Consider the following 901-nt stretch of genomic DNA (forward strand, 5'->3'; position numbering starts at 1 on the left):
CGGACCTCACCCGAAGCCTGGCCTCCAGCCGCTCGCGCTTGCGACCGTGGCCGGGCCGCTTCTCGACGACGAACCCCCGCTCGGTCAGGCCGCGGCGCACTTGGCCGGCGACCGTGAAGGTGGCGATGCGCGCGCCCGGCGCGGACCGGGCGGCGATCAGGTCCATCACCCGATCGGACCACATCCCGGGGTTGGCGGAGGGTGCGAAGCCGTCCAGGAACCAGGCGTCGGCCGTGCCCGACCACTGCGAAAGGACATCCTCCGCCTGGCCGATGGCGAGGTCCAGGGTCGCGCCGAGGGCAGGCAAATCCAGTCGGTGGAAGCCGGGAACGGGGGCGGGCCAGGCGGCCAACAGCATTCCGGCGGGCTCGGCCAGTTCCGGCCAGGCGGACAGCGCTCGGGCGGCCTCGTCCCGGGTCAGCGGGAAGCCTTCGACGGAGAAGACATGCAGGCGGCCGCCCTCGGGCCGGTTTCGCCGCCACAGGTCCAGCAGGGCGGCGATGTTGAGGCCCGTGCCGAAACCCAGCTCGGCCACCGTGAAGCGCGCGCGGCCCGCCCAGGCGTCCGGCAGGCCGCATCCGGCCAGGAAGACGGCCCGGGTCTCGGCCAGGCCGTCCTCGCGCGAGAAGTAGACGTCGCCGAAGCGGCCCGAACGGGGGGCTCCGTCGTCGGTCCACAGCAGCCGGGGCGAGCGGTCGTCGGTCATCGCCCCGCACCTACACGCCAGGCGGCGGGCGGCAAAGGAAGGACGGGCAAAGAAAAAGGGCCGCCCGCGAGGGCGACCCTTCTCTTCAACGAGCCCGAAGGCTTGTCGTGAAGTCGCTCTTAGTGAGCGGCCTTCTCTTCAGCAGCCGGAGCGGCCGGAGCGGCAGCCGGGGGCAGCGGCGTCGGCGGCCGGGGG

1 protein-coding gene is annotated in these 901 nt (G+C 73.5%); it reads right to left on the reverse strand.

Translation table 11 applies throughout. The features are described from left to right. On the reverse strand, positions 1-706 hold a 706-nt coding region (gene mnmC2 / locus AC2W7C_RS18510), incomplete at its 3' end, for a tRNA (5-methylaminomethyl-2-thiouridine)(34)-methyltransferase MnmC2 (protein WP_486002654.1). Between the last annotated feature and the right edge of the window lie 195 nt (positions 707-901).

The organism is Brevundimonas sp. CURTG3B2_SDJG, assembly GCF_057364705.1.